The organism is Polaribacter sp. 2405UD43-2, from assembly GCF_058147125.1.
The window spans coordinates 1-237 of the sequence record NZ_JBYVJX010000099.1; the positions used below are offsets into that span (position 1 = coordinate 1).

A 237-nucleotide genomic window follows, 5' to 3' on the forward strand; every position below is an offset into this window, starting at 1 on the left:
CAATATTGGTAGAATTCATAATAGCTTTTTCACATAATTCTTCTAACCCAACTATTTCTATTCTGGTGGGTATTTTTGCAATAGTTCCTTTACTTCTGGTAGATTGTATTACAATAGTTTCTAAAGCTTCTTCGTTTTGATGCAACTCAACATTAACCACTGTATTTTTTCTTGGACAAACAAGTTTTATTTCAACCGTTTTAAGCCCCATATAAGGGATTAATAATGTCTGATTTC

Annotated in this window: 1 pseudogene; it reads right to left on the minus strand. The window is 30.8% G+C overall.

The window, feature by feature from the left end:
- Window positions 1-237: pseudogene (locus ACY2RX_RS14900) on the minus strand (TonB-dependent receptor); the annotation flags it as partial.